Origin of the sequence: Janthinobacterium sp. Ant5-2-1, from assembly GCF_001445815.1 — a bacterium.
In the GTDB taxonomy this organism is placed as follows: domain Bacteria; phylum Pseudomonadota; class Gammaproteobacteria; order Burkholderiales; family Burkholderiaceae_D; genus Janthinobacterium; species Janthinobacterium lividum_E.
In genome coordinates this window covers 1-23,084 of record NZ_LNCE01000077.1, presented here as the reverse complement: position 1 = coordinate 23,084, position 23,084 = coordinate 1, and the positions used below count along the sequence as shown (strand labels likewise).

21 protein-coding genes and 2 tRNA genes are annotated in these 23,084 nt (G+C 63.4%); 10 read left to right on the top strand and 13 right to left on the bottom strand.

The window, feature by feature from the left end; translation table 11 throughout:
- The first annotated feature begins 48 nt into the window (after positions 1 to 48).
- Positions 49 to 1,221, top strand: a complete 1,173-nt coding sequence (locus tag ASN89_RS22995) for an efflux RND transporter periplasmic adaptor subunit (RefSeq protein ID WP_058050897.1) — start codon at positions 49 to 51, stop codon at positions 1,219 to 1,221.
- Between the two features lie 3 nt (positions 1,222 to 1,224).
- Positions 1,225 to 4,446: an efflux RND transporter permease subunit gene (locus ASN89_RS22990; protein ID WP_046682308.1), complete on the top strand. Its 3,222-nt coding sequence runs from the start codon at positions 1,225 to 1,227 to the stop codon at positions 4,444 to 4,446.
- A 78-nt stretch (positions 4,447 to 4,524) separates the two neighbouring features.
- On the opposite strand, the gene ASN89_RS28790 is transcribed toward ASN89_RS22990, so the two are convergent.
- From ASN89_RS28790 to ASN89_RS22965, 6 genes are all read right to left on the bottom strand, one after another.
- Positions 4,525 to 4,932, bottom strand: coding sequence for a hypothetical protein (locus ASN89_RS28790; RefSeq protein WP_152988661.1), 408 nt, complete (start codon positions 4,930 to 4,932; stop codon positions 4,525 to 4,527).
- 237 nt (positions 4,933 to 5,169) lie between these two features.
- Positions 5,170 to 6,093, bottom strand: coding sequence for an S-adenosyl-l-methionine hydroxide adenosyltransferase family protein (locus tag ASN89_RS22985; RefSeq protein ID WP_082654712.1), 924 nt, complete (start codon positions 6,091 to 6,093; stop codon positions 5,170 to 5,172).
- 17 nt (positions 6,094 to 6,110) lie between these two features.
- A complete protein-coding gene (locus ASN89_RS22980) occupies positions 6,111 to 8,618 on the bottom strand; it encodes a TonB-dependent receptor plug domain-containing protein (RefSeq protein WP_058050896.1) in 2,508 nt (835 codons plus the stop codon).
- Between the two features lie 112 nt (positions 8,619 to 8,730).
- Positions 8,731 to 9,609, bottom strand: coding sequence for an NAD(P)H-hydrate dehydratase (locus ASN89_RS22975; protein WP_058050895.1), 879 nt, complete (start codon positions 9,607 to 9,609; stop codon positions 8,731 to 8,733).
- Positions 9,610 to 9,627: 18 nt separating this feature from the next.
- The gene (locus ASN89_RS22970; protein ID WP_058050894.1) at positions 9,628 to 10,392 is read right to left on the bottom strand and encodes a histidine phosphatase family protein; all 765 of its coding nucleotides are present in this window, start codon (positions 10,390 to 10,392) and stop codon (positions 9,628 to 9,630) included.
- 80 nt (positions 10,393 to 10,472) lie between these two features.
- Positions 10,473 to 11,873, bottom strand: coding sequence for an L-cystine transporter (locus tag ASN89_RS22965; protein ID WP_058050893.1), 1,401 nt, complete (start codon positions 11,871 to 11,873; stop codon positions 10,473 to 10,475).
- Between the two features lie 263 nt (positions 11,874 to 12,136).
- On the opposite strand from ASN89_RS22965, the gene ASN89_RS22960 reads away from it, so the two are divergent.
- Both ASN89_RS22960 and ASN89_RS22955 read left to right on the top strand, forming a co-directional pair.
- Positions 12,137 to 12,514, top strand: a complete 378-nt coding sequence (locus ASN89_RS22960; protein WP_058050892.1) for a nuclear transport factor 2 family protein — start codon at positions 12,137 to 12,139, stop codon at positions 12,512 to 12,514.
- A 9-nt stretch (positions 12,515 to 12,523) separates the two neighbouring features.
- Positions 12,524 to 12,913 (top strand): hypothetical protein, encoded by a 390-nt coding sequence (locus ASN89_RS22955; protein WP_058050891.1) that lies wholly within the window; start codon positions 12,524 to 12,526, stop codon positions 12,911 to 12,913.
- A gap of 3 nt (positions 12,914 to 12,916) precedes the next feature.
- On the opposite strand, the gene ASN89_RS22950 is transcribed toward ASN89_RS22955, so the two are convergent.
- Entirely contained in the window at positions 12,917 to 13,522 is a 606-nt protein-coding gene (locus ASN89_RS22950; protein ID WP_058050899.1) for an IMPACT family protein, read from the bottom strand.
- A gap of 66 nt (positions 13,523 to 13,588) precedes the next feature.
- Positions 13,589 to 13,846 (bottom strand): hypothetical protein, encoded by a 258-nt coding sequence (locus ASN89_RS22945; RefSeq protein WP_058050890.1) that lies wholly within the window; start codon positions 13,844 to 13,846, stop codon positions 13,589 to 13,591.
- A 93-nt stretch (positions 13,847 to 13,939) separates the two neighbouring features.
- Between ASN89_RS22945 and ASN89_RS22940 the strand changes: the two genes are divergently transcribed.
- Positions 13,940 to 14,707, top strand: coding sequence for an AraC family transcriptional regulator (locus ASN89_RS22940; protein WP_414842525.1), 768 nt, complete (start codon positions 13,940 to 13,942; stop codon positions 14,705 to 14,707).
- Here the strand turns inward: ASN89_RS22940 and ASN89_RS22935 are convergent.
- The 4 genes from ASN89_RS22935 to ASN89_RS22920 all read right to left on the bottom strand — a co-directional run bounded on the left by ASN89_RS22935 (position 14,692) and on the right by ASN89_RS22920 (position 17,007).
- On the bottom strand, positions 14,692 to 15,465 hold the full coding sequence (locus ASN89_RS22935) for an SDR family oxidoreductase (RefSeq protein ID WP_058050889.1): 774 nt from the start codon (positions 15,463 to 15,465) through the stop codon (positions 14,692 to 14,694). The two genes, ASN89_RS22940 and ASN89_RS22935, sit on opposite strands and share 16 nt — an antisense overlap.
- 148 nt (positions 15,466 to 15,613) lie before the next feature.
- Positions 15,614 to 16,519, bottom strand: a complete 906-nt coding sequence (locus ASN89_RS22930) for a LysR family transcriptional regulator (RefSeq protein WP_058050888.1) — start codon at positions 16,517 to 16,519, stop codon at positions 15,614 to 15,616.
- 256 nt (positions 16,520 to 16,775) lie between these two features.
- Positions 16,776 to 16,851 (bottom strand) — tRNA-Lys (locus tag ASN89_RS22925).
- Positions 16,852 to 16,931: 80 nt separating this feature from the next.
- Positions 16,932 to 17,007 (bottom strand) — tRNA-Lys (locus ASN89_RS22920).
- A gap of 120 nt (positions 17,008 to 17,127) precedes the next feature.
- Between ASN89_RS22920 and ASN89_RS22915 the strand changes: the two genes are divergently transcribed.
- Both ASN89_RS22915 and ASN89_RS22910 read left to right on the top strand, forming a co-directional pair.
- Positions 17,128 to 17,586 (top strand): MarR family winged helix-turn-helix transcriptional regulator, encoded by a 459-nt coding sequence (locus ASN89_RS22915; RefSeq protein WP_046682315.1) that lies wholly within the window; start codon positions 17,128 to 17,130, stop codon positions 17,584 to 17,586.
- Positions 17,583 to 19,079, top strand: coding sequence for an MDR family MFS transporter (locus tag ASN89_RS22910; protein WP_058050887.1), 1,497 nt, complete (start codon positions 17,583 to 17,585; stop codon positions 19,077 to 19,079). The genes ASN89_RS22915 and ASN89_RS22910 overlap by 4 nt, the downstream gene beginning before the upstream one ends.
- On the opposite strand, the gene ASN89_RS22905 is transcribed toward ASN89_RS22910, so the two are convergent.
- The gene (locus ASN89_RS22905) at positions 19,073 to 20,161 is read right to left on the bottom strand and encodes an NADH:flavin oxidoreductase/NADH oxidase (protein ID WP_046682317.1); all 1,089 of its coding nucleotides are present in this window, start codon (positions 20,159 to 20,161) and stop codon (positions 19,073 to 19,075) included. The genes ASN89_RS22910 and ASN89_RS22905 overlap by 7 nt on opposite strands.
- 106 nt (positions 20,162 to 20,267) lie before the next feature.
- On the opposite strand from ASN89_RS22905, the gene ASN89_RS22900 reads away from it, so the two are divergent.
- From ASN89_RS22900 to ASN89_RS22890, 3 genes are all read left to right on the top strand, one after another.
- The gene (locus ASN89_RS22900) at positions 20,268 to 20,582 is read left to right on the top strand and encodes an ArsR/SmtB family transcription factor (protein WP_034759577.1); all 315 of its coding nucleotides are present in this window, start codon (positions 20,268 to 20,270) and stop codon (positions 20,580 to 20,582) included.
- A gap of 77 nt (positions 20,583 to 20,659) precedes the next feature.
- The gene (locus ASN89_RS22895) at positions 20,660 to 22,048 is read left to right on the top strand and encodes a hypothetical protein (RefSeq protein ID WP_058050886.1); all 1,389 of its coding nucleotides are present in this window, start codon (positions 20,660 to 20,662) and stop codon (positions 22,046 to 22,048) included.
- 129 nt (positions 22,049 to 22,177) lie between these two features.
- A partial coding sequence (locus ASN89_RS22890; protein WP_058050885.1) for an acyltransferase family protein occupies positions 22,178 to 23,084 on the top strand: 907 nt, incomplete at its 3' end.

The following is a 23,084-nucleotide window of genomic DNA, read 5'->3' as shown; positions in this document are numbered from 1 at the left end:
TCCGGGCCGCCGGGACGGTCGTGGCGCTATCTATCCGGAGAAATACCCATGTTGCGCAAAACCCTGTTTGTTCTGGCAATCGCTTCTGCCTTGGCCGCCTGTGGCAAAGAGTCCAAAGATCCCGGCAAGGGCGGCAAGGATGGCAAGGAACAGGCGGGCGCCGCCGTCAATCTGCTCGTTTCCCCGGAAGACCTGCTGACCATCCAGAGCAATGCGCTGGCGTCGGGCCCTGTCATCACCGGTTCCGTGCAGCCCGAGCGCAATGCGGACTTGCGCGCCGAAGTGTCGGCCGTGGTGATCCAGGTGCTGAAGGAAAACGGTGAAATCGTCAAACGGGGCGACGTGCTCGTGCGCCTGGACGAAACGGCCATCCGCGACAGCCTCAATTCGGCCGAGGAAGCCAGCCGCGCCTCGAGCCAGGTGCTGGAACAGTCCGAACGCATGTTCCAGCGCATGAAAACCCTGCGCGCTTCGGGCATGACGTCGACGCAGGCGCTGGAAGACGCGGAAATCCGCCGCAACAATGCGCAAAGCGATCTGTCCGCAGCGAAAAGCCGCGCCGCCCAGGCCCGCCAGCAGCTGCAGCGCACCCTCGTGCGCGCGCCGTTCGACGGCATCGTGAGCGAGCGCAAGGTATCGAATGGCGATACGGCGCAAATCGGCAAGGAATTGATCAAGGTCATCGATCCGACCAGCATGCGCCTCGAAGGCCTGGTGTCGGCTGACAAGATCGGCGTCGTCAAGGTGGGCCAGCCCGTGCTGTTCCGCATCAATGGCTACCCGGGCCAGGATTTCGCGGGCAAGGTACGCCGAGTCGATCCTGCCGCCAACGCCGTTACGCGCCAGGTGGCTGTGCTGGTCGATTTCAACGACAGGGAACAGCCGCGCGTGGCGGGCCTGTACGCGGAAGGGCGCATCGAGACGGAAACCGTCAGCGCGCTGATGATCCCCGATTCGGCCCTGGTGAAGGCGGGCGACGTCACGTACACGTGGAAAGTCAAGGACAAGGCTTTGCATAAAGTCAATTTGCGCATCGGCGCGCGCGACGTGCGCACGGGCCAGTGGGAAGTGCAAAGCGGCCTGGCCAGCGGCGACACCGTGCTGCGCACGCCCGGTTCGACCTTCAAGGATGGGCAGAAAGTGGAGCTGACGGCAGCCAAGGCCGTGCCCGCCGCCGCCGTGGCCAGCAGCAGCGCCGCCATTGCCGGTAAAGGAAACTAAGCCATGTTCCTTTCCGATTTCAGTATCAAGCGGCCCACCGCCACCATCGTCCTGATCCTGGCGATGATGTGCGTCGGCTTGCTGGCGCTCAAGAAACTGCGCGTCAACCAGAATCCGGACGTCGAAGTGCCTTTCATCGTCGTCAGCATTCCTTACCCTGGCGCCTCGCCTGACACGGTCGAGCGCGAAGTGGTGAACCGCCTGGAAAAGTCGCTGCAAAGCATTTCCGGCGTGACCGAAGTCAACAGCGATTCGAATGAAGGTTCGGCCAGCATCTTCCTGAAGTTTTCCTTCAATACCAATTTGATCGAAGCGTCCGACAATATCCGCAATGCGATTGCCGCCGTGCGCTACAAGTTGCCGACGGAAATGCGCGAGCCCATCTTGCAGCGCATCGACCCGGCCGCCGAGCCCATCATGCAACTGGCGCTGTCGTCGAATTCACAAAGCCATGCGGAAATTTCGCGCCTGGCCGAAGACGTGCTGTCGGACCGCTTCCGCACCGTCGATGGCGTGGCGCTGGTCAACGTGGGCGGTTCGCTCAAGCGCGAACTGTCCGTGCTGCTGCGGGCGGAAAAATTGCGTGAATACAATGTGTCCGTCAGCGACGTCGTGACCGCCTTGCGCAACCAGAACACGAACGCCCCCGTGGGCAAGGTGCGCGGCACCCTGGACGAGAAAAGCATCCGCCTCGTGGGACGCATCGAGTCGCCGAGCGACTTCGAGAAAGTGGTGATCAAGCGCCGCGGCGAGGAAATCGTGCGCCTGGCGCAAGTGGCCACCATCGAGGATGGCTTTGCGGAAGTCAACAGCCTGAGCATGCGCAGCGGCAAGCCCAACGTGGGCATTTCCATCACCCGCGTGCGCGACGCTTCCACCGTCAGCGTGGCCAACAAGATCCGCGACATGGTGGCGGAAATCAACAAGACCTTGCCGAAGGGCACTTTGTTGCAGGTGACGCGCGACGGCGGCGAAAACGCCCAGCATAGCCTGAACAATGTGATCGAATCGCTGGTGCTGGGCGCCGTGCTGACGATCTTCGTCGTCTACGCCTTTTTGAACTCGTGGCGTTCGACCCTGATCACGGCGCTGAGCCTGCCCACGTCCGTCATTGCCGCCTTTATTGCCGTGTGGCTGTGCGGCTTTACCCTGAACTTCATGACCCTGCTGGGCCTGTCGCTGGCCATTGGCGTGCTGATCGATGACGCCATCGTCGTGCGTGAAAACATCGTGCGCCACATGCAGATGGGCAAGGACCGTCGCACGGCCGCGCTGGAAGGCACGGCCGAGATCGGCATGGCCGTGGCTGCCACGACCTTCTCCATCATCGCCGTCTTCATTCCCGTGGCCTTCATGCCGGGAATCTCCGGCGAATGGTTCCGTCCGTTTGCCTTGACGGTGACGTGCTCGGTGCTCGTCAGCCTGGGCATCTCGTTTACGCTCGACCCCATGCTGTCGGCCTACTGGGGCGACCCGGTCGAGGAACACTCGGCGCCGAAAAAAGGCATCGGCCGCGTGCTGGAAAGATTCAACCACTGGTTCGACCACCAGGCCGACCGCTATGGCCGCGTGATCGCCTGGGCCTTGCATCACCGCCGCTGGATGGCCGTCATTGCCTTCGGCAGCCTGGTGGGCGCCATCGTTCTGCACGCTACGCATGGCGGCACGAGTTTCCTGCCTGCATCCGATTCGGGCAACCTGATGATCAATGTGCGCACGCCATCGTCGAGCAGCATCGAGTATTCGCGTTTGAAACTGGAAGCGGCGGCCGTCCTGGCCCGTACCTTGCCTGAAACCAAGGATACCAACAGCTCCATCAATGCGGGCGGAGGACGTGTGTATGTCGACATCGGCAAGCGCAACACCCGCAAGCGTTCGGCCAAGGAAATCGCGGTCGAGCTGCGCGAGAAGATGTCGCGCCTGGTGGGCGCCGAATACGTGGTGCAGGATGACTTGAGCAACGGTTCGCAAAAGCCGATCCAGGTGGAATTCACGGGCCCGGATTCGCGCAAACTGATGGAAATTACCAACGCCTACATGGACAAGCTGCGCGCCATTCCTGGCGCCGTCGACGTGGGCCTGTCCGAGCAGGACCCGAAGAACGAGCTGCAGATTGAGCTCAACCGTGGCCTGGCCAACTCGATGGGCATTTCCGTCAACGACGCGGCGCAATCGTTGCGCGTGGCCTTTGCCGGCGTGGAAGTGGGCGACTGGGTCGATCCGACGGGCGAGACGCGGGACGTGGCCGTGCGCCTGCATCCCGACGACCGCGTGGCGTCGGAAAACATCGAGCGTCTGCCGATCAGCGTGACGGGCACGTCGCAAATGGTGCCGCTCGACCAGATCGCCACCATTACCATGGGCAAGGGCCCGTCCGGTATCGAGCACAAGAATGGCAAGCGTACGATCACCGTGTCGGCCAATGCGCAAGGCCGCTCGAATGGCGAAGTGACGAGCGACGCCATGAAACTGGCCAACTCCATCGACTTCCCGCCCGGCTACGGCCTGGCGCTGGGCGGCGCCGGTCAGGATCAGCAAGAGCTGTTCACGGAAATGCTGATCGCGCTGGTGATGGGTATCGGCCTGATGTATTTGATCCTGGTGATGCAGTTTGGTTCATTCACGGCGCCGGTGGCCGTGATGATGTCCTTGCCGCTCAGTTTGATCGGCGTGGTGGTGGCGCTGGTGATCACGAACAATACGCTCAACCTGATGAGCTTTATCGGCATCATCATGCTGATGGGCCTGGTCGCCAAGAACGCCATCCTGCTGCTGGACGCGGCGCGCAAGCGCGAGGAAGAGGGCCATGGCCGCGAAGACGCGCTGATGTATGCGGGTCGCATGCGTCTGCGTCCGATCCTGATGACGACGTTCGCGCTGATCGCCGGCATGTTCCCCGTGGCGCTGGGCCTGGGCGAGGGTGGCGAGTTCTACCGTCCATTGGCGATCGCCATCATCGGCGGCACCATCACCTCGACGATTCTCACCCTGCTGGTCGTGCCGACCTTCTATGACAGCATCGAGATCGCGCGCGATGGCGCCGTGGCCAAGTTCCACCGCCGCGCCGCACGCATGCCCGTGGCTTTTGCCATGATATTGACCTTGCTCGAGTGCGTGCTGACCCTGCTGATGGTGCGCTTCGTCTACCGCATGCTGAAGAAGGCCGTGCTGTTCCTGATGGGACGCCGCACGCCGAAAGCGGCGTCGGTCAGCCTGCAAAAGTAATACCGGACCAAGGCCAGCTTATGCTGCGCCGTGGTATTGCAAGAGCCTTCCTCGGAAGGCTCTTTTTTTGGCCTGGGCTTAACTGCTGCGCGGCGGCGTCGTGCCCGTGCCGGTACCTCCGGTACCTCCAGTGCCCGTCCCCGTCCCTCCGGTCCCCGTTCCTGTCCCCGTACCAGTCCCTGTACCGGTTCCCGTTCCCGGCGTGGTGCCGTTCGGTGGCGTGGTCGGCGTCGTCGTGCCATCGGGGTTGGTGGTGCCCGGCGTCATGCCTGGCGTGGTGGTGTCCGGCGTCGTGGCGCCCGATGTGCCGCTGGTCCCGCTGGTCCCGCTGGTGCCGGGCGTGGTTGCCGGGTTCGTGGTGTTCGGCGAGGTGGTGGCACCGGTGCCAGTGTCGGTATCGGTGCGCTTGTTACATCCGCCCAGCAGCGCACAGAGGATGGCGCTACCGAGGACGAGCTTGCTGGTGGTCAGGAGTGGAGCCGTCATGATTGTTCCTTTTAGGTGGAAGGCTGTCGAGGAAACGCGTGCTTTGCCAGATTGTGTATCTGGGGCAAGGCTGGCATCACTTGCAAAATTTAGAGTGGGTGGGCGGGCGCAGGTTCGCCGCAGTTACAAATGATCGGTGCTGACGGGGGGCGGAAAGCGCTTGGTTTGACGTAGCGCAAACCTGTAGTAGACAACTTTGAAACGGCCAGGACTGTGTGCCCTGGCCGCGAGCCATGCTTATTTCGACGATGAAGCCTTGCTCACTTCCACTTCCCAATCCACGCCCGATTCGACGTGGTGTTTGGCGGCAAAGTCGCCCTGGCTGATGGCGACGGCCACGTCGAGCAGGCTGTTCAGGTAGACGAGGGGTTTGCCCTTGGCCACGCCGCCAAACGTGTGCTCGAACGGGGCCGTGACCTTGGCCACTTGCTTGCCCTTGTGCAGGATGCGCACTTGCAGCGGATCGTGCAGTTTCACCTGCAATTCATCGAGCAGCGATTTCGGGATGTTCGTCCACACATTGCCGTATTTCACGTCCAGCACGGGCACGATGCCGCGGATGGTATTGCCGTCGCGTACAGGTTTCTGATACGCGATTTTCACCACGGATTCGCTTGGTAATTGCGGGCCCACCTGTTCATAGCTGATGGCGCCCGACGCCAGGCGCGCGCCGACATACGCGTACACGTCGCGGCCATGGAAAGTGTACGACTCGGCGGAGCCGGCCAGGCGGTTGACCTTTTCATCGATTTCGCGCAGTTCGGCTACGCCGTCGCGCTCGGCGATCAGGGTAAACAGGCCATTGTCCGGTCCCACGAAATAGCGTCCGCCCTTGGTTTTCAGCACCACCGACTTGCGGTTGGTCCCCACGCCCGGGTCGATGACGGACACAAAGACCGTGCCTTGCGGCCAGTAATTGGCCGTCTGGTACAAACGGTAGGCGCCCAGCCAGATGTCGTAGTCGGGAATCTGGTGCGTCAGGTCCGAAATGGTCAGCTGGGGATCGACGCCATAGGCCACGCCATGCATGGCGGACACGGCGCCATCGGCCGTGCCGAAGTCCGTCATCAGCACCAGCGGTGCGGCAGCCTGGGCGGCGGACAGCATGAGGGCGCTCAGGCAGGCGCCGGCGACGAGGTGGGAGATTTTCTTGATGATCATGGGGTCTTTCCGTGGCCTTAGAAGGTGTAGTTCAGCTTGGCGTAAAAGTACGCGCCATTGACGCCGATGGGGTTGATGAAATTGTAGGGCAGGGCGCCGCCATACGTGGCGTTATTCGTTTCCCGCACGCGCTGCGGATAGCGGTCGAGGATGTTGTTGCCGCCCACGCTCAAGGTCAGTTGCTTGCTCAGTTTCAGCTGGCCTTCCAGGTCCAGCGACCAGACGGCGCCGAAACGCTGTGCGGGGATGCCGTCGATCAGCGGCGCATCGCTGTCGTACGAAAAATCTTTCAGCTCGCCAAAGCGCGTGGCGCGTGCCTGGACGCCCCAGCCGGCCGCCTGCCAGTCGGCGCCGAGTATCAATTTGCTGTTGGGGGACGCATGTTTGATGCGGAACAAACTCGTCTCCGTCAGCAGGGTCAGACTCGGATCGATATTGGCCAGCGCAGTGGAAGTTTGATGCACCTTGTCGAGGCTGGTCTTGTTCAGGTTCAGCGCCGCGTTGAGGTTCAGTTTGCCTGACGTGAACGCCAGGTCGTGGTTCAGCACCACGTCCAGGCCGCGGGTAGCGGTGTCGAGCAAATTGGCCAGGTAGGCCACGGACTGGATGTCGCTGCGGCCATTTGTGGCCAGGTAGGCCGTGACGGCGTCGCTTTGCAAGTCGCTCGAGCGCGTGATGCGGTCGCGGATGCGGATCACGTAGGCGTCCACCGTCACGCTGGTGGCGGCGGCCGGTTTCCAGGCCAGGCCCAGCGAGACGTTGGTGGATTTTTCAGGTTTCAGCTGTTGTGCGCCGAAGCTGCGCGCCAGCGGGTCGCTGGCCGGCAGCAGGGCCGCCGTTTGCAGGGCCGTGCCATCGGCGTTGAAGTTCAGTGTGGCGAAGCGGAAACCCGTCTGTACGAGGGCCGGTGCGCGGAAGCTGTTCGACAGCGAGCCGCGCACGAGGAAATTATCCGTCACTTTATAGCGCGTGGACAGCTTGCCCGTGCTGGCGCTGCCGAAGTCGCTGTAGTGGGAATAGCGGGCGGCGGCGCCCACCAGCAGGCGCGGCGTGAGGTCGCTTTCGACGTCCGCATACACGGAGCGGATTTGCCGGCTGCCGTCGTAGGCGTCCGACGGACGCAAGCCCGGTCCCGCCTGCGCGCCCGGTGGCGCGCCGGTAAAACTGCCGGCCGCATACGAGGCAGGATCGCCGGCCGAGCTGGTGTAGGTTTCGCGCATCCATTCCGCGCCCACGGCCACGCTCAAGGGGGCGGGCAAGCCGATGTCGATGCTGCGCGTGGCATCGATATTCAAGGCGTTCTGGCGGAAGTCGAAGCCGGCCAAGTCGAAACGCGTGGGGCTGGCCGCGCCCAGCGAGGCGTTGACGGAATGGCTCACGCCGTAGTCAAAGCGGTCGCTGCCGTGGCGCGCGCTGGCGTCCCAGTTCCACTCGCCCGCGCTGCCGCGCACGCCGGCCACGATGCTGAGGTCGCGCTTGTCGCCGTTGGTGACGGGGCGGTAGCCGTTCGGATACAGAGCCGGTACGTTCGACGGGTCGCCCGGATAGCGGAAGTAGGCGCTGCCGTCCGATTTGCGTTCGTTGAGGGTAGCGAACGAGTACAGGTCGAGGCCGTTGGCCAGGGTGAGCTGGGTGTTGTAGAACAAATAGTTGTTGCGTTGGCGCGAGTCGCCCGACTTGAACACGACCTTGCCGTCGAGCGCCTGGTCGGCTGGCGTGAAGTTATAGGACGTCCAGCCCGCGTCGCTGGGGCCGGCCCGTTCCGTGGGCGAGCGGCGTCGCGTTTCCGCGCCGAAGCGGAAGAAACCCGCCTCGCCCAGCGGCACGCCATAGTCGGCGTTGACGATGACGGTCTGGCCATCCGTCAGGGTTTGATCGGTCGGCTCGAAATGCGTGTGGTTGGCGCCGTAGCTGATGGACGCGGCGCCGCCCGTGCGGGCCTTTTTCAACACGATGTTGATGACACCCGCTACGGCGTCGCTGCCGTACTGGGCGCCGGCGCCGTCGCGCAGGATTTCGATGTGGTCGATGGCGTTGGGCGGAATCGCATTGATGTCGACCGGCACGGTGCCGGCGAAGCTGCTTTCCGTGTCGAGCACGGCGCTCGTGTGGCGGCGCTTGCCGTTGATCAGCACCAGCACCTGGTCGGGTGCCAGTCCCCGCAGCTGGATGCCGCGCACGGAGTCCGACGCGCCGCTCGACTCGATGCGGGGGAAGTTGATCGACGGCGACAGGTTTTGCAGGGCCGCGCCCACGTCGCCCGTCGACAGCGCATTGCTCACTTCGCGCGCGCCGAAGCGGTCGATGGGCACGCTGCTGTCGAACACCGTGCGGTTGCGCACGCGCGAACCGACGACGGTGACCTGGTCGATGCTGGCGCTGGCCGTTTCAGTGGCGTTGCCGGTGGTGATCTGCGCGTCCTGTGCCCAGGCGGGAGCGGTGCCCAGCATGGCGCAGGCCAGCACGATGACGCGCAGCGGGGTAGCGGGAAGAGAAGGCGTGGCGGTTGAATGGCGCGGATACAAGGCGGTGTCCTTTGGGCTCGATTAGTGTTCGTATGGAAACAGTTGCAATGAGCTTAAGGGAGGCGCCCGCCGGCGCTAACGATTCTTTCTGGATATGCTTATGCTGTTGTTTTTATGCCGCCAGATTGCGCAGCAGGGCGGGTATCTCGGCCGGGATTTCGCGCGCCAGGTAGCCGAGGATGCCGAAGCGCAGCGCCAGCTGTTCGCCCGCCAGCGCATGCAGGGCGATGCCCCAGGCGCAGGCCTGCTGCAACGGCGCGCCGCGCGCGGCCAGGCCCGTGATGATGCCGGCCAGGGTGTCGCCGGAACCGGAAATGGCCAGGCCGATATTGCCGCCCGCATGCGTCCAGCTGGTGCCATCGGGCATGGCGATGACGGTCAGCGCGCCTTTCAGGGCGACGATGGCGTTCCAGCGCCGCGCCGCGTCCATGGCGCAGGCATGCGGGTCGGCCAGCACGGCGTCTTTCGACAGGCCCATCAACTGGGCCAGCTCGCCCGCATGCGGCGTCAGCAGCACGGGCTGGTCGAAGCGGAAGTGCGCGGGCTTGCGCACGACCTGCATGGCGCAGGCGTCCAGGATCAGACGGCTATTCGCAAACAGGGGCAGCAAATGGCGCATCAGCTCGCAGCTGGCGGCCGTGTCGCACATGCCTGGCCCGACGAGCACGGCGTCCACCTTGCCGGCCAGCTGCGCCAGCTGGTGTTGCGCTTCCTGCCGGAAACCGCCCAGCGCCGTTTCGTCCAGGCCGATGACCCGCGCCTCGGGCATGGCGATGGCCACTTGCGCCGCCACCGACGCGCCCGTCGCCAGGGTCAGCTTGCCTGCACCTGCGCGCAGCGCTGCCGTGGCGGCTAGCAGGATGGCGCCCGGCATCTCGGCCGAGCCGGCGACGATCAGCAAATGGCCGCGCACTTCCTTGTCGCCATCGGGCTGCGGCATGGGCAGGGGCCAGGAGCGCAGCAGGGTAGGGGTGATGTCGGCGGTGTCCATGCATGGCCTCCGAAAAAACTAGGATTTGGGCGCGGCCGGCATGTCGGGCTGGGCCGTGACGGGTGTGCCCGATTCTTCCAGTGGCGCGACGAAGTTGCACAGGTCCAGCTGCAGCTTGCCGTGCTTGCCCAGGGCGGGATTGAAAGCATAGGAAGTGACGCCGCAGTTGGGCACGTCGGCCGCCTTGTCGATGGCCAGGATGGCTTGCTCGTCGCAGCGTTCCAGCAGGTAGCGGAAGCAATTGACGATGACCTGGTGGCCGACGATCAGCACCCGTTCTCCCCTGTATTCGCGGGTGATGGTGTCGAGCACGCTGCGCAGGCGCAGGATCACGTCGCACCAGCTTTCGCCGCCCGGCGGACGGAAGTAAAACTTGCCGACGTGCTGGCGCTGTTCGTGAAGTTCCGGGTATTTGCTGGCGATGCCGTGCACGGTCAGGCGGTCGAGGATGCCGAATTCCTTTTCGCGCAGGCGCTCGTCGGCCACCACGGCGCCCAGGCTGTCCGCATCGATGCGCGCCAGCACGGCTTGCGCCGTCTGCTGGGCACGCACGTACGGCGAATACAGCACGACGGTCGGTCGTTGTTCAGGGGGGAGGGTGGCGAACCAGTCGCCCAGGGCTTGCGCCTGGCGGGTACCAAGCTCGGAGAGGGGGACGTCGACATCGCGCTCGGCGATGGCGATCAACAACTGCTTTTCCGCTTCGGCGGCATCGCGCGCCACGTTGCCGGCACTTTGGCCGTGACGCACGATCCAGATTTGCTGCGGCCATTTCTGTTCCATCGCCTTGCGCCTTCCTCCGTATTTATTGCTAATAAATATAGACGAAAGCGGCAAGGCGCGGCGCGCCGCTGGATAGCTGTTTAGGCGGCGTGTTCCGCTTCGTCCAAGTCCGGCGCGTCTTCGCTGTTGTAGACGGCCAGGTCGGTCTGTCCCATGACCCGGCTGGTGACGGTGCCGGCCGTGATCGAGCCGCTCACGTTCAGGGCCGTGCGGCCCATGTCGATCAGCGGTTCGACGGAGATCAGCAAACCGGCCAGCGCGACGGGCAAGTCCATCGCCGACAGCACGATCAGGGCGGCAAACGTGGCACCGCCGCCCACGCCGGCCACGCCGACGGAACCGATGGTGATGATGGCCAGCAGCGGCAGCAGGAAGCTGACCGTGAAAGGGTCGACGCCGACGGTCGGGGCGATCATGACGGCCAGCATGGCCGGATAGATACCGGCGCAGCCGTTCTGGCCGATGGTCGAGCCGAACGAGGCGGCGAAGTTGGCGATGCCTTCCGGCGTGCCCAGGCGCTGGGTTTGCGTCTGCACGCTCATTGGAATCGAGCCTGCGCTGGTGCGTGACGTGAATGCGAAGGCCAGCACGGGGAAGACTTTTTTCACGAAGCGCAGCGGGTTCAGCCCCACGCCGGCGATGATGGCCAGGTGCACGAGGAACATCAATATCAGCGCGCTGTACGAGGCGACGACGAAGTTGATCAATTTCAAGATGTCCGTGTAGCTCGACGAGGCCACCACTTCAAACATCAGCGCGAACACGCCGTACGGCGTCAGGCGCAGCACCAGGGTGACCATGCGCATGACGATGGCGTGCGCCACTTTCATGAAGTGCTCGAACGAGGCGAAAATCTCCGGCTTTTTCGCCGCGATGCCCGTGGCCGAAATGCCGATGAAGATCGAGAACACGACCACGGCGATGGTCGACGTCTTGCGGGCGCCCGTCATGTCGAGGAAGGGGTTGGTCGGCACGAAGCTGACCAGCAGTTTTGGCAAGGACAGGGCTTTCGCCGTTTCCAGCGAGCCTTGCAGCTGCACGCCGCGCGCCACTTCGGCGGCGCTCGACGTCAGGCCGACAGCCGTCAGGCCGAACAGCTTGGCCATCAAAATGCCCAGCGCGGCGGCAACGGTCGTGGTGATGAGCAGGGTGCCGATGGTCAGCGCGCTGATCTTGCCCAGCGAGCTCGCATCCTTGAGTTTCAGGATGGCGGAAATGATGGAGACCATGATCAGCGGCATGATGATCATCTGCAGCAACTTTACGTAGCCGCTGCCGACGATGTCGATGTATTCATTGGTGCCCGCGATGATGGGCGAGCCGGCGCCGTACAGCCACTGCACGGCCGCGCCGAGCAGCACGCCCAGGCCCAGGCCCGTGAAGACGCGCACGGTAAACGTCGCGTGTTTGCGTTGCTGGTGGAACATGAAAGCGAAGACGAGCAACGCAACGAGCAGGTTCAGGATGATGTTAATTGCCATGAAGGGGCCTTATCTTGGTTTTATTCGAGACTGCACGGAGCACATAAAACAGTACTACAACTGACAGCTGCCCCAGCCCGGGGCGGAAGGGCAAGCACTGTACAGTACTATGGTGGCGTTTTGCGCAATACCGCTGCGAATATTACGCTATATAAATATGCTTCACAGGTATAAGCCTTGTGGCTGATTGTGAATTTAGCTATTTCGTGCCAGCATGCTTTTCCCGTTTGCTAAGATGCGCCAGACTATTTGATAGGAAGAAGATGAATGCATTAACTGAAGTACAAGTGCTCGATGCGGAAGAGCGCTTGCGCCTGGCCATGATGGCTTCCGACGTGGCCGCGCTGAATGCCTTGCTGGCCGATGACTTGCTGTTTACGAATCACCTGGGCCATTTGCTGAGCAAGCATGCGGACCTGGCCGCGCACGAGCAGCGCCTGCTGGCCATCACGGACTTGCGCGCGTCCGAGCGCCATGTGCGCATCAATGGCAACGTGGCCGTCGTCTCCGTGCGCATGCAGCTAACGGGCACCTATCACGATGTGGAAACGCATGGTGACTTCCGTTTTACGCGCGTCTGGGCGCAGGATGGGGCCGGCGCGCTGCAAGTGATCGCCGCCCATTCCGGCGTCGTGGCTTGAGGAGTATCAGTGGATCATCGTTCCAAAGGGCAGCTGTTTGAAGCTGTCATCGCCGCCGGTCCGGCCACCCTGGCCATTACGGCCGGCTATCCCGTGCTGCTGTACAACCTGGTGCGCACCTGGGCTGACGCTCCCGGCGCCAACGCCCTGGCCGCGCTGCTGCTGACGGGCGGTCTGTGGGCCTTGCTGGAATTCTGGCGCATCGCGCTGGCGACCGTGGCGCGCAAGGCATACGCGTTCAACTGGCGTTTCTGGCTGGCCATCGCCGGTTTTCTCGGCTGCTTCGTGCGCTTCGTGCCGGACATGCCGGCCGGACTGATGCTGTTGTTGCTGGTGCTGCCGGCGCTGGCGTGGACGCATTTCATCTTGCTGCAGATTAAGCGCCCGCCTAACTTGTAAGTTTTATTCTTCCTCTTCGGCTTCCACTTTCAGCCAGGCAATCCGTCCATTGCCCGCCTCATGCAGATGGGCCAGCAGGGCGGTGGCCGCCGTTTCAGGCAGGCTGAAGTCGAACAGCACGTGCTCGCCGTGTTCCACGTTCAGCAAGGTGGAGCCGGCGCCATCGAGTTCGCGGCGCAGCATGCCTTCCATCGCATACGGCACCGTGCAGCGCAGGGTACGCTGGCGCACGATGGCCGTCTTTTCCGCCTGCAGCAGTGCCTGCGCCACGCTGTCCGTGTAGGCGCGCACCAGGCCGCCCGCGCCCAGCTTGATCCCGCCAAAGTAACGCACGACGGTCGCCAGCACGCCTTCCAGGTCCTGGTGGCGCAGCACGTCGAGCATGGGCCGCCCGGCCGTGCCGCTCGGTTCGCCATCATCGACGGCTGCCGACTGCCCGCCCGCCAGCAGCGCCCAGCACACATGGCAGGCGCCCGGATGCTGCGCCTTCAAATCATTGACCACCTGCTGCGCGCTGGCGCGGTCCGTCATCGGCTGCACGCAACCGATGAAACGGCTTTTCTTGATGATCAATTCGCTGTGGACGGGGGCGGCAATGGTAAACGGCATGGCGGGTACGAAGGCGGGCAAAGCAGCATGATAGAGGAAATGCGCGCCTTGGACGAGTCAGCCCGCTCACGCGGCGGGGGCGGCCACCAGTTCGCGCAGCGCCGCATCGCGCACTTGCAGTATATCGAACAGGCCCAGCGCGTGCAGGGCGGGCAGGGCGTCGACAATGTCGCGTTCGGCGATGCTCCGTTCGGCGATGCTGCTGTTCTCGTCCAGCCATAGCCTGGCATTGGTGAGGATGGCGCCCACCGTGCCTTTGCGTACGGTGACGCCGTTGAACTGGCCCTGGTTTTGTTGATCGGACAATACGTCTTCTGCACGCATGGTGAACTCCTGAAATAGTAAGAGACTCCACTGTATGATGGCCGGATTGTCTTGCCTGCGTTGTTTATGTCATTCGATACGTCAAATCCGCCAATCTTGTCGCCATCGCTGCCGCTGCGCGCCATGCGCATTACCCAGCCGCAGGAGAGGGTGACGGCGGCGCACCGCCACGCCAGCGGCCAGTTGTTCGGCGCCATGCGGGGCTTGCTTTCCATCGCTGCCGACAGGGGGCAGTGGGTGGTGCCCGCCAGCCACTGCGTGTGGATGCCGCCCCATCACGTCCATGCGCTGCGTTCGCATGGACCGTTTGCTGGCTGGAGCGTGTATGTGGACGAGGCCAGTTGCGCCAGCTTGCCCGCCGCGCCGTGCGTGATGCGCGTCTCGGGCCTGCTGCGCGAAGCGGTGGACCGCGCCAGCACCTGGGACGATGGCGCGCTCGACGTGCGGCAGGAACGGATCGCGGGCGTGATCCTCGACGAAATCGCCGCCGCACCGCACGAGCCCTTCGGTCTGCCCCTGCCCACGGACCCCCGCCTGCTGCGCGTGGCGCGCGCCATCCTCGATGACCTGGCCGACGAGCGGGGCGTGGAAGCGCTGGCCGTCTGGGCCGGCGTATCACCGCGGACCCTGGTGCGCCGCTTCACGGCCGAGACAGGCTTTACGCCTTCCGCCTGGCGTCAGCGCGCCCGCATCCTGCATGCCCTGGAACTATTGGCCGCCGGCCAGCCAGTCACGACGATTGCGCTGGACCTGGGCTACGACAACGTCAGCGCCTTCATCGCCATGTTCAAGCGAGTGATGGGTGTGACGCCGGGGAGGTATGGGGAAGGATCCGCGCCAGAAGCTTATTTTGTGGTGTAGCCGCCATTGATCAGGATGGTCTGACCGGTGATCCACCAACCATCGCTGACCAGGTGACGGATGAACGGGACCACGTCATGGATATCGGTGAGGCCGGTCTTGCTGAACCCGGAGAGTGCCGCGGCCGTCTTGTGGTACGCCACCGCGTCATCGCCTTCGGCGGGATAGAAAAACGGCGTGTCCATCGGACCTGGTCCGACCGCCGTCACCGAGATGCCGCGCGCACCGAACTCCTTGGACGCCGCACGGGTGTAGTGTTCCACTGGCGCCTTGGTGCCGGCGTACGCGGCGTAGAAGGGCGTGAATGCGCCCAGCAGCGAGGTGACCACGGTGCAAATCTTGCCATTGTCGTTGAGGTTCTTGCCGGCCTCCTTGAGAAAGAAGAAAGCGGTCTTGGAGTTGACCGCTGTCATTTCGTCGTATTCGGCTTCGCTGATCTCCGTGATCGGCTTCTTCAGCACCTTTCCAACGGTGTTAATCGCGATGTCCAGATTGCCGACCGCGGCAATGGCGTCGGCGAACAGCTTCTCGACGGCTCCGGCCGTCGTCAGGTTGGCCTGGATTGCGACGGCTTGTGCGCCTGCGGCCTGGACTGCGGCCACGGTTGCCTCGGCATCGGCCTTGCTGGCTGCGCTGTTGTAGTGGACGGCCACAGCCTTGGCGCCTTGCTGCGCCAGGTCGCGGGCGATCAGTCCCCCGAGGTTCTTGCCTCCTCCGGCGATGAGGACGGTCTTGCCTTTGATGCAATGGTCAGTCATGTCGATCTCCTTGGATACGTATTTGAAGGCTCGAGTATAAGCAGCATCCAATGGAAGATCAGCTACGCCGGGCTGGATGGATTGTCCAGAAAAACACCCCAATCGTGACCGGCCAGGCCACAGTTAACCACGCCCGCGTCGCTGCCTTTCATGGTTCGAGATGTGGCCGCATTAGCGCTTCGAACCAGTCGAAAAATACATTCAGCCTGCGCGACAGTTGCTTGCGGTGCGAGAAAACGAGCGACACCGGCATGGACGCCGCGCGGAACTCCGGCATGACTTCAATGAGTTCGCCGCTGTCGAGCAGGTGTTGCACGTCGAAACGAGGAATCTGGATCAATCCCACTCCCGCCACACAGCAGGCAATATAATTTTCGGCGTTGTTAACGATCACCCGGCTGGGAATTGACAGTGATCGTTTGCGCCCCGCATCCAGATACTCCCAGGGAGACTCTTTCGCGGCAGTGCCGGAGGCATATCCAACCGTCCAGTGCCCTTTGTTCAAATCATCTGGCGTTGTCGGCACACTGTGCTCGCGTATATAGCCTGGACTGGCACAATTGATCAGTGCGATATGCCCCAGAGGACGCGCGACGATACTGCTGTCCTGCAACGTCCCGACGCGCACGGCACAGTCCACGCCTTCCTGCACCATGTCGATCGCACGGTCAGAGGAACTCAATATCAATTCCAGCCGGGGATAGGCGCGCAAAAAGCCGGGCAGTGCCGGAGCGATCAGCCTGCGCCCGATTCGGCTGGGGGCATCCACGCAGAGCCGCCCTGAAATCTTGCTGTGCCGCACATGAAAAAGTTGATCGATATCTTCCGCATCCGCGAGAAGCGAACGAACGCGCTCGAGCAGGAGCATGCCATCCGCTGTCAGTTGTACTTGTCTCGTGGTGCGATGCAATAGGCGCGTGCCAATCCCCAATTCAAGCTGCTGTATGGCGGCGGAGATGGAGGCCCTCGGTATGCCCAGCGCATTGGCAGCTTTGATGAAACTTCCCATTTCAGCCACTTGTGTGAAAACACGGTACTGATTGAATTTGTCCATGAGTGTTTTTTGTATCGCCTTGACCGTAATCAAAAAATCAATCTATGGCGCAGCATACGCGATCGGCAGCCGTGCCGTGCGGACGGTCGAGCAGGTCAAAACGGACGAAAAGGCGGTCGTTTGTGCCCATGTCCAGCTTGGGATTTTCTGATCAAACAGCAAAAATCAGTCTTGCTGTATGGGGATGCTCAGTGGGCCAGGAATGGACCGGAAAACAAAAAAGCCAACCGCGAACGGTTGGCTTCTCTGAAGTATTTGGTAGGCCGTGCGGGATTCGAACCTGCGACCAACGGATTAAAAGTCCGCTGCTCTACCAGCTGAGCTAACGACCCAAAAACTTTGACTACTTACTGCGGTAACACTGTGCGGTACGTGGCTTGCCATGGCGGCAAGTCAGCGTAGTGCAAATTCTTGGTAGGCCGTGCGGGATTCGAACCTGCGACCAACGGATTAAAAGTCCGCTGCTCTACCAGCTGAGCTAACGACCCAAGGGCGGCTATTATGACGGCCAACGGCGGTTTTGGGAAGGGCAGGGATGGAAAAAAGCCTTGCGCTGTGCCTAGGTACGGCCTAATATGAATAGGTAGCCTACCTATTTATATATTCCCATGCCCACTACTGAAGAACTTCCCATCCCCGAACGCGCGCTGGCGCTGTCCGATGAATTGCGCACGGCGTTCAAGCGTCTGCTGCGTTCGATGCAGCGCGAAGGGGGCGAGCTGGAAGGCAGCGTGTCGATGATGCAATACATGCTGCTGGCCCTGATCCACGAGCAGCCCGGCATCGGCGTGGCCGCGCTGGCGCGCCTGCAGAACGTGCGCGGGCCGACCGTCAGCGCGCAGGTCAAGTCGCTCGAAGAGGCGGGGCTGGTCGAGCGCGGCGCGCCCGATCCGCAAGACCGGCGCCGCTCGGGGCTGCAGGTGTCCGCGCAAGGCCTGGCGATACTTGAAACCCTGCGTGCGAGGCGCCGAGATGCGCTGGCGCAGCGCATTGCCCGTCTGACGCCGCAGCAGATCGATGCACTGGAAGCGGCCATGCAGCCGCTGCTTGAGATCGGGCAAGCATGAGCCGCCACGATCAAGCCGCCGGCGCAGAAAAAAGCGCGGCCAAAACCGTCACCGAGCGCGAAGTGCGCGCCATCTACCTGGGCCTGATGGCCGTGCTGGGCCTCGGCGCGCTGGACCAGAGCATCGTCGCCACGGCCTTGCCGCGCATCGTCGATGACCTGGGCGGCATGGCGCATCTGTCGTGGGTGGTGACGGCGTATGTGCTGGCCTCGACGGCCACCATGCCCCTGTACGGCAAGCTGGCCGACCAGTACGGCCGCCGCCCCATGATCTTCACGGCCCTGCTGACCTTCTTGCTCGGTTCCGTGCTGTGCGGGCTGGCGCAGAACATGACGGAACTGATCATCTTCCGCGCCATCCAGGGCCTCGGTGCGGGCGGCTTCATGCCGCTGGCGCAAATCATCATCGGCGACATCGTGCCGCCGGCCGAGCGGGGCAAGCGGCAAGGCATGGTGCCCATCGTGTATGCCGTCACCAGCGTGCTCGGTCCCGTGCTGGGCGGCGTCATCACGGATGCCTTGTCGTGGCACTGGATTTTCTATGTCAACCTGCCCATTGGCGTCGCCGCCTTTGTCATCATCGCGCGCGCCATGCGCAAACCGGCGCGCACGCATGCGCACAAGATCGATTATCTGGGCTCGGCCTTGCTGACGGGCGCCATCACGGCGGCCCTGCTGGTGCTGGCGCTGGGCGGCACCGAGTGGCCGTGGGATGCGCTGGCCATCAAGGTGTGCGGCGGCATTGCCGTGCTGCTGGGTATCTGGCTGGCGGTGCACGTGGGCAAGGTGGATGAACCCGTGCTGCCGCCCGACCTGTTCGAAAACCGCACCTTCAATATCGCCAGCCTGGTGATGGCCGTGACCTTCATGGGGCTGATGGGCGCCAGCGTCTTCTTTCCCCTGTTTTTCCAGCTGGTGATGGGCACCAGTCCGGCGCAATCCGGCGTAATGACGGTGCCGATGATGGTGGGACTGGTGGCGTCGTCGATCTTCAATGGCCGGGTGCTGTCGCGCTCGGGCAAGTACAAGATGGTGCAGGTGGCGGGATTGGCCGTGGCGCTGCTGGCGTTTGCCGTGCTGGCCTGGGGCATGGAAACGTCGCGCGGCTACTGGATCATCGAACCGGCCATCTTTTTCCTCGGCACGGGGCTGGGGCTGGTGATGCCGAACATGACGATCGCCGTGCAAAATGCCTTGCCCCTGGCGCGCCGCGGCGTGGGCACGGCCATGCTGGCGTTTTTCCGCTCGCTGGGCGGCTTGCTGGGCGTGACGGCGTCTGGCGCCATCCTCGCGCACCAGCTGCACAAGCATGGCGTGGAAGCCGTCTCGGCGCTGGGCGCGCAAGCGGCGCAGACGGTGGACGTGTACCGTCATGCGATCGCCAGCGTGTTTGGCGCCGGCGCCGTGCTGCTGCTATTGGGACTGGTCTTCCTGTTGTTCCTGCCGGAACTGCCCCTGGAGGGGCATCCGGCAACGGTCAAGGACGATCAATAGCGCTCGAGCCAGTGCGCGTACGGCGCCGGCAGGGTCCACGAGGCGCGTTCCACGCCGAGTTCCTTGGCGGCAAAGTATGCCCAGTGCGGATTGGCCAGGTGCGCCTTGCCCACCATCACCACGTCGAGCTGCTCGTCCTTGACGACGCGCTCGGCAATCGCCGGCGTGCCGAAGCCCCAGGCGGACGAGACGGGCACGCCCGCTTCGCGGCGCACGCGTTCGGCAATCGGGCCCATGAAGGCGGGGCCCCATGGAATCGACACGTCGGGAATGGTAAAACCCATGCTGACGCTGAGCATGTCCATGCCCGCATCCTTGAACTGGCGCACGAGGCCGATCGATTCGAGCAGGGTTTGCTCGTCGCGGCCGTCAAATTCCAGCACGCCGAAGCGTATCGTCAACGGCAGGTGTTCGGGCCACACTTCGCGCACGGCTTTTAAGGTTTCCAACAGGAAGCGGCTGCGGTTTTCCAGGCTGCCGCCATAGATATCGTCGCGCTGGTTCGAATGGGCGGAAAAGAAGCTTTGCGCCAGGTAGCCGTGGGCAAAGTGCAGCTCCAGCCATTCAAAGCCCACTTCGCGGGCGCGCACGGCCGCGTCGACGAAGTTCTGTTTCACGCGGGCGATATCGTCGAGGTCCATGGCGCGCGGCACTTTCGGCAGGCCGCCGCCAAAGGCGATGGCGGACGGGGCAATGGTTTGCCAGCCGCGCGCGTCGCCTTCAGGAATGTGATCGTCGCCTTCCCATGGTCGGTTGGCGCTGGCCTTGCGGCCCGCGTGGGCGATCTGGATGCCGGGCACGGAGCCGGCCGCCTTGATGGCTTTCACGACAGGCACGAAGGCTTGCGCCAGGTCATCGTTCCAGATGCCGGTGCAGCCGGGGGTGATGCGGCCTTCGGGCGCCACGGCCGTCGCTTCGACGATCACCAGGCCGGCGCCGCCACGGGCCATGCCCGCGTAGTGCGACAGATGCCAGTCGTTGGCCTGGCCATCGACGGCCATGTACTGGCACATGGGCGGCACGGCGATGCGGTTGCGCAGGGTGATGTCTTTGAGGGTGTAGGGCTGGAAGAGGGCGGACATGGTGGCCTTTGTGTTTGTTGGTGGAAATGTGGGTGAATGCTGATTCGGTAGTTCGTAAATATTCGAAGAATGGAATTAGTATAGCGCATGCTGTATGATTCTGCACATGCGTCCACACAAACATCCTCCCGCCAGCGAATTCGTCCTCGAAAGAGTGCTGTACGCCTTGAGCGATTCCATTCGCCTCGACATCGTGCGCCACCTGGCCAGAGTCGACGCGGCCGCTTGCGGCGATCTGGACGGCGGGCGGCCGAAATCGACCGTCTCCCACCATTTCAAGGTCTTGCGCGAAGCGGGCCTCGTCTACACGGAAAACGCGGGCACGACGCACATGAACACCCTGCGCCGCGCCGATATCGAAAGCCGTTTTCCCGGCTTGCTCGACGCCATCCTGGCGCAGCCGCAAGCGAATCAGCCCTGAATCTGCCGTAGAATGCCTGCAAGATTGCCGAATTTGCAGCACTGGAGTGCAGTCTCAAGCTGAAAGGTTGATCACGCATGAGAATTCCTGCACGGTATCGCTGGTGCTGCGCCACCGTTTTCGTACTGCTGACTGGCTGCTGGCCTTACACGGAGCCGGCCACGGGCGAATATGCCGCTGTGCTGCGGCGCGACGAAAAGGTGACCAAGGCCGACACGTACGGGCGGTTTGCCGCCTTGTCGGTCGAGTACCGCCAGGGTGGCGGCTCCCTGATGTCCACGCACAACAATTCCATGCGGCTGATCCATAGCGATAAAGTCGTCGTCAAGGACACCGATGGCATCGAACGCTGGACCGATTTCGCCCAGCCCGTCTATTTCGTCAGATTGCCTGACGATGACAGCGTGCTGGCGCTGGTCCACGAGCAAGCGGGCAAGGCCGTGGTCGAGAAGATCGCGGCGTCGAAAGACGGCTACCGGGGCACCGAGACGTACACGCATGGTTTTCCATTGTCCCCCGGCGTGCGCTATTTTCCCGGCGACCAGCGCCCCGGTTTCCTGTTGCGTGGCTTGCCCCCGAAAACCACTGTGCTGCCCAGTCCGCCAGAAAGCGATGGCGACCTGCATGCCCAAGTCCTGGCGGCCATTTCGCCCGATGGGACATCATTTGCGTTTGTCGACAGCGAGTATGCGCCGTCCGTGGTGCTGGTGGTCGATGCGGACGCCAAGCGGCGCGACCCGATTCCGTTGCCGAGAAGTTACCTGGCGGACGCGCCCACCTACCAATTCCACCCATACGAGCGGCTATGGGCCTGGTCGCGCACGGCGCTGGCATGGCACAAGAACGGCGCGGGCAGCTGGGAAGTACGACCCGACGGCGTTGCACCGGAGGCTGCCGGCGCGCGCAATCCGGTGGAGCAATTGTTTATCAGCGATCAGACGGGCTACCGCACCTGTTTTGCCGCCGACAACGTCGCCTGCCTGCGCGGCTGGCGCGGGGCGGACGCGGCCGAGCAACGCAAGACTTTTGTGTGGGGCGGCGACGCGCCGCCGTTTGCTTACGTGCCGGTAGCCCACGCGGCCGCTTTTGGCGCTAAGGTCGGCTTGCTGTTGTTGTCCGGGAGATGCTGCCGTGTGCCGTCTTACCATTTGTATCTCGATGGCGCACCGGCGGCGGTGGCCGCGCAATTGTCCGCACGCTTGCGCGAGAGCAAGATGCCGTTTGTGCGCATCGATGAGTGCCCGCGCCGCGTCGGCTATGACGGCAAGTGCGAGGCGCAGCTGGCCCGGCAGATCGGGCGGCCGAAGTCGCTGGGGCGCGAGCTGGAGCAACTGGTCGATACCTGGAGCGATCAGGATGGCGTGCTGTTCGTCATGCCGTCCATGGCGGTCGCGGTGCGCGCGAACGAGCAGGGCGGCAGCGTGATCCAGACCCTGTTGCGTGCCGATTTGTCGCGCAAGGATTGATCTCGGTCGTCTGCCGCGCGTCACCGAAGTGCCGGGCTCGGCTATTATGTCGGCCTTTCGGTAAATCCTCGGCCGCGCGCCTGTTGCGCGCATGGCTGGCGAGACTACCTGGCACGGCAAGGAATAGGAATGACGGCAGCAGCAGTATCACAGGCGGACCTGGAAAATCGTCCGCAGTTTGGCTGGATCAATGGTTTGAAGGCGGGTGCGGCGCAGCTGATCGTATTGCATCATCTGGCGTTTTACGGCCCCATGTCCGACTACGTGCAGCCCCTGTGGCCCGAGTTGCTGGGCTGGCTGGGCGGCAGCGCGCGCATCGCCGTGCAAGTGTTCCTCGTCATCGGCGGCTTTCTCGTCGCCAAATCGCTCTCTCCCGCCGGCCGCCCCGGCATTGCCAACCCTCTGCAAGCGATCTGGCGCCGCTATGCCAAGCTGGCGCCGCCTTTCCTGGCCGCTACCTTGCTCGCCGCAGTGATTACCCCGGTGGCCGGCGTCTGGATGCAACACGATTCCATGTCGGCCGCCGTCACCCTGGGGCAGCTGAGCGCCCACGCTTTGCTGCTGCACGGCGTGCTGGGTTATGAGTCGCTGTCGGCCGGCGCCTGGTACGTGGCCATCGATTTCCAGCTGTACCTGCTGACGGTATCGCTGCTGTGGCTGGGCGGCCGCTTGGCGGGCCAGCGGCGCGGACACTGGCTGATGCCGCTGGCCGTTACCGTGGGCATCACCTTTTCCCTGCTGTATTTCAATCTCGATGCGGACTGGGATAACTGGGCGCCGTATTTCTTCGGTAGTTATGGTTTGGGCATGCTGGCCTGGTGGGCCAGCGACCCGGCCCGCAAACCGGGCGCCATGACCGTGCTCATGGCCATGGCCGCCGTGCCCGTCCTGCTGGCCCTGGCCGTCGACTACCGCAGCCGCATCGCCCTGGCCCTGATCGTCGCCTGCGCCCTGTTCCTGTTCGGCCGCGCCCGCACACCGTCCCAAGGCGGCGCCTGGAAGATCATCAATACCCTGGGCCGCATCTCGTATGCCG

Bases quoted from the DNA above. Each gene is read 5' to 3' on its own strand.
- ASN89_RS22900 (WP_034759577.1), top strand. From the start codon at position 20,268: ATGCGTCCACACAAACATCCTCCCGCCAGCGAATTCGTCCTCGAAAGA.
- ASN89_RS22930 (WP_058050888.1), bottom strand. From the start codon at position 16,519: ATGGACAAATTCAATCAGTACCGTGTTTTCACACAAGTGGCTGAAATG.
- ASN89_RS22935 (WP_058050889.1), bottom strand. From the start codon at position 15,465: ATGACTGACCATTGCATCAAAGGCAAGACCGTCCTCATCGCCGGAGGA.
- ASN89_RS22895 (WP_058050886.1), top strand. From the start codon at position 20,660: ATGAGAATTCCTGCACGGTATCGCTGGTGCTGCGCCACCGTTTTCGTA.
- ASN89_RS22945 (WP_058050890.1), bottom strand. From the start codon at position 13,846: ATGCGTGCAGAAGACGTATTGTCCGATCAACAAAACCAGGGCCAGTTC.
- ASN89_RS22970 (WP_058050894.1), bottom strand. From the start codon at position 10,392: ATGGAACAGAAATGGCCGCAGCAAATCTGGATCGTGCGTCACGGCCAA.
- ASN89_RS22950 (WP_058050899.1), bottom strand. From the start codon at position 13,522: ATGCCGTTTACCATTGCCGCCCCCGTCCACAGCGAATTGATCATCAAG.
- ASN89_RS22905 (WP_046682317.1), bottom strand. From the start codon at position 20,161: ATGTCCGCCCTCTTCCAGCCCTACACCCTCAAAGACATCACCCTGCGC.
- ASN89_RS22975 (WP_058050895.1), bottom strand. From the start codon at position 9,609: ATGGACACCGCCGACATCACCCCTACCCTGCTGCGCTCCTGGCCCCTG.
- ASN89_RS22910 (WP_058050887.1), top strand. From the start codon at position 17,583: ATGAGCCGCCACGATCAAGCCGCCGGCGCAGAAAAAAGCGCGGCCAAA.
- ASN89_RS28790 (WP_152988661.1), bottom strand. From the start codon at position 4,932: ATGACGGCTCCACTCCTGACCACCAGCAAGCTCGTCCTCGGTAGCGCC.
- ASN89_RS22965 (WP_058050893.1), bottom strand. From the start codon at position 11,873: ATGGCAATTAACATCATCCTGAACCTGCTCGTTGCGTTGCTCGTCTTC.
- ASN89_RS22960 (WP_058050892.1), top strand. From the start codon at position 12,137: ATGAATGCATTAACTGAAGTACAAGTGCTCGATGCGGAAGAGCGCTTG.
- ASN89_RS22990 (WP_046682308.1), top strand. From the start codon at position 1,225: ATGTTCCTTTCCGATTTCAGTATCAAGCGGCCCACCGCCACCATCGTC.
- ASN89_RS22985 (WP_082654712.1), bottom strand. From the start codon at position 6,093: ATGATCATCAAGAAAATCTCCCACCTCGTCGCCGGCGCCTGCCTGAGC.
- ASN89_RS22915 (WP_046682315.1), top strand. From the start codon at position 17,128: ATGCCCACTACTGAAGAACTTCCCATCCCCGAACGCGCGCTGGCGCTG.
- ASN89_RS22995 (WP_058050897.1), top strand. From the start codon at position 49: ATGTTGCGCAAAACCCTGTTTGTTCTGGCAATCGCTTCTGCCTTGGCC.